Annotated in this window: 4 protein-coding genes; all 4 read right to left on the reverse strand. The window is 48.6% G+C overall.

Annotated features, from left to right (window positions below; translation table 11 throughout):
• Positions 1 to 139: 139 nt before the first annotated feature.
• The 4 genes from ACRC27_RS07515 to ACRC27_RS07530 all read right to left on the reverse strand — a co-directional run bounded on the left by ACRC27_RS07515 (position 140) and on the right by ACRC27_RS07530 (position 2486).
• Complete coding sequence (locus ACRC27_RS07515; RefSeq protein ID WP_438639561.1) at positions 140 to 430, reverse strand: hypothetical protein; 291 nt, start codon at positions 428 to 430, stop codon at positions 140 to 142.
• Positions 427 to 819, reverse strand: coding sequence for a flagellar export chaperone FliS (gene fliS / locus ACRC27_RS07520; protein WP_438639562.1), 393 nt, complete (start codon positions 817 to 819; stop codon positions 427 to 429). The genes ACRC27_RS07515 and fliS overlap by 4 nt, the downstream gene beginning before the upstream one ends.
• Positions 820 to 836: 17 nt before the next feature.
• Positions 837 to 2153, reverse strand: coding sequence for a flagellar filament capping protein FliD (fliD, locus tag ACRC27_RS07525; RefSeq protein ID WP_438639563.1), 1317 nt, complete (start codon positions 2151 to 2153; stop codon positions 837 to 839).
• 219 nt (positions 2154 to 2372) lie between these two features.
• Entirely contained in the window at positions 2373 to 2486 is a 114-nt protein-coding gene (locus ACRC27_RS07530; protein ID WP_438639564.1) for a flagellin, read from the reverse strand.
• Between the last annotated feature and the right edge of the window lie 3 nt (positions 2487 to 2489).

A 2489-nucleotide genomic window follows, 5' to 3' on the forward strand; every position in this document is an offset into this window, starting at 1 on the left:
GCTCGGCCACTTAACGACTGGCTAAAACGGTCACCATCACGATGATCGGCAGCCGGCTGTACACTGCTGCCAGAAGCAGAAGCAGTACGACTACGGGTAACGGAAGACGAAGCAGATGTAAGTTGCGTCAGTTGTATAGTCATGAGTTCTGTATGTAAGCCTGCAGGCCTTGTTGCTGTGAGGGTTGCTGACAGATTTTTTCTCGGATCTGTGTCTGTTCAGCTTGAGCGACCTGAATCCACTGTGGATAGCGGGCCGCCAAATGCTTGAGTATCGGCTGAACATCGGCAGGGATCTCAGCCGCATTCAGACGCGATAATCCGGTAAGCAATTTTTGATCCAGTTCAGCCAGCAGTACAAAATTGCCACTCCGTGCTGCTTGCTCCATCGCCTGACTCAACCGCTGTAACCGCTCACTGAGTTCTCTCATTGGCCGGTCACTTTACTCGGGTGCAATGCCAGCCATCCTTCACGGATCTCGCTGATCAGGCCACTGACTTCATCCACTATTTCGGTACTGTTCTGAGCGTTTGCCTCAAACAGACGACGACCACAGTAGTCATACAGACGGTACAGCTCAGTTGCGATCTCACCGCCCTTTTCCATATCTAAAATGGCACTCATTCCCTGCAAAATATCCAGACATTTAGTGATCATCTGGCCTTTTTGCTCGACTTGCCCGCGATCCATAAAACCGCGTGCACGGGTCAAGTTATCAAGCAAACCATCTAGCAGCATCAGAATGAGCCGATGCGGGCTAGCCGCAGCAGCCTGCGCTTGTGTTTTAGCTTGTTGGTAAGCGTTAAGTCCGTTATTCATCATTCATTCACTGTCAATTAGCTCATCAACATGCCGTACAACATATTTTGGGTCTGTTGCATGCTACTGATCATTTTATCCATATTGGCGTAGTACTCGCGCAGGGATTGCTCGCGGACTTTTAGCCGAGCATCCAGATCTTCGCGCTCTTGGCCGATTTTTTTCTGCTCTTGCTCCAAGCGGTCAATCCGAGTGGTAAAGTTACCGCCAGAAGTTTTGTAATCTTTTAAGCTGGTGGTAATGCTTTGCATTAACCCACTCTTGCCATCAGCACCAAGAAATACGGTACTGATGCTTTCTGGATCTTCATTGATGGTTTTGGTCAGCTTCTCATCATCAATTTCCAGTTTGCCCTGCCGATCGGTTTTAATTCCAAGCATCGACAAGGTTTTACCGTCATACACCTGACCCAAGCTGTTACGCAGCTGGCTCATCATGCCGCGGGTCATGCTATCGCCACCCAGTGCCCCAGGCTTTTTACGCTTTTTACCATCAGCATCGGTCACTTCAGTCGCTTTGGAGTGCTTATCAATGGTATCTACCAGTTCGTTGTAAGCATCAACAAAGCTTTTAACCGCTTCTTTGGTTCCATTGTTGTCAGGCTTGACACTGACCGTTGTGTTACCAACCTGCTTTGCCTCTACCGATATACCATCGATAATGTTGTCAAATTTGTTGTTTTTGGATCTGAATTTCAGCGACCCCATTTCCAACATGGCATCTTGGGCAGTTTGTAATGAATTAATCTTGGTTGCCGAATTTGAGGACGTTACCGTGACTGCATTACTATCACCGGTATCTTTACCACTGATGACCAGTGAGTATTGATCCCCGTCTTCGCGTACTACCGCCGCTTTTACTCCGGGATTATTTTTATCACTGTTAATTTGTGCAGCGATATCTTCTAACGAGCTGCCAGCGGCAACCGTGACATCAAAGGCATCTTTACCGTAGCCAATAGTGAGCGTCTGATCCTGCCCAGCAGTGTCATTACCGTCAAACAGCACTTTTTCACGGCCAATCTGGGCCATCTGAGTCACTTTAAACTCATAATTACCGCTGGCAGTGGTACCGTTAACGCTGGCCGACAAAATTTTGTCATCTCCGGCAATAACGGTGGTTTTGTTCAGCTCACGGGCGCTATCTAATTTTTCAGCGGCAGTGCGCAGTTTATTTACCGAGGACTGGGTTTCACGGTACGCGGTAATCAGTGCGGTATTCTGAGTCTCTTGACGCTGCCACTGGGTTTCTTTCGGCAAGCGCTCAGAATACAGCTGCGCATAAATCAAATCTTCGATCGGCAGAGTACCGATACCGCCAATGGTCATGCCCATAGTCAATCCTCTGTGTCTGGTCTGCCGTGATCCCCACAGTTAATGATGGGAATCACGCCTATGCGAATATGCAAAAAAAATGCCATCTGGAAAGTTACTGTATTTTGCCGGTCAAACCCGAACGCACGACCGGTATGACCGGCAAAACACAGTAAAAAGGGGCCTTGTGGCCCCTTTTTATATCGGTGTACCGCAGAACACGCCTGCGGTCATCGGTCATTAACGCAGCAGACCCATGATCATAGATGGGGTTTGGTTGGCCTGAGACAGCACCGAAATACCCGCTTGCATCATCATGTTTTGCTTGGTCATGTTGGCAGACTCTTTGGCGATGTC

This window comes from Plesiomonas sp. (genome assembly GCF_051650925.1).
Classification (GTDB): domain Bacteria; phylum Pseudomonadota; class Gammaproteobacteria; order Enterobacterales; family CAMTGL01; genus Plesiomonas.

Coding starts and splice junctions, on each gene's coding strand:
- ACRC27_RS07515 (WP_438639561.1), bottom strand. CDS start 430: ATGAGAGAACTCAGTGAGCGGTTACAGCGGTTGAGTCAGGCGATGGAG.
- fliS (WP_438639562.1), bottom strand. CDS start 819: ATGAATAACGGACTTAACGCTTACCAACAAGCTAAAACACAAGCGCAG.
- fliD (WP_438639563.1), bottom strand. CDS start 2,153: ATGGGCATGACCATTGGCGGTATCGGTACTCTGCCGATCGAAGATTTG.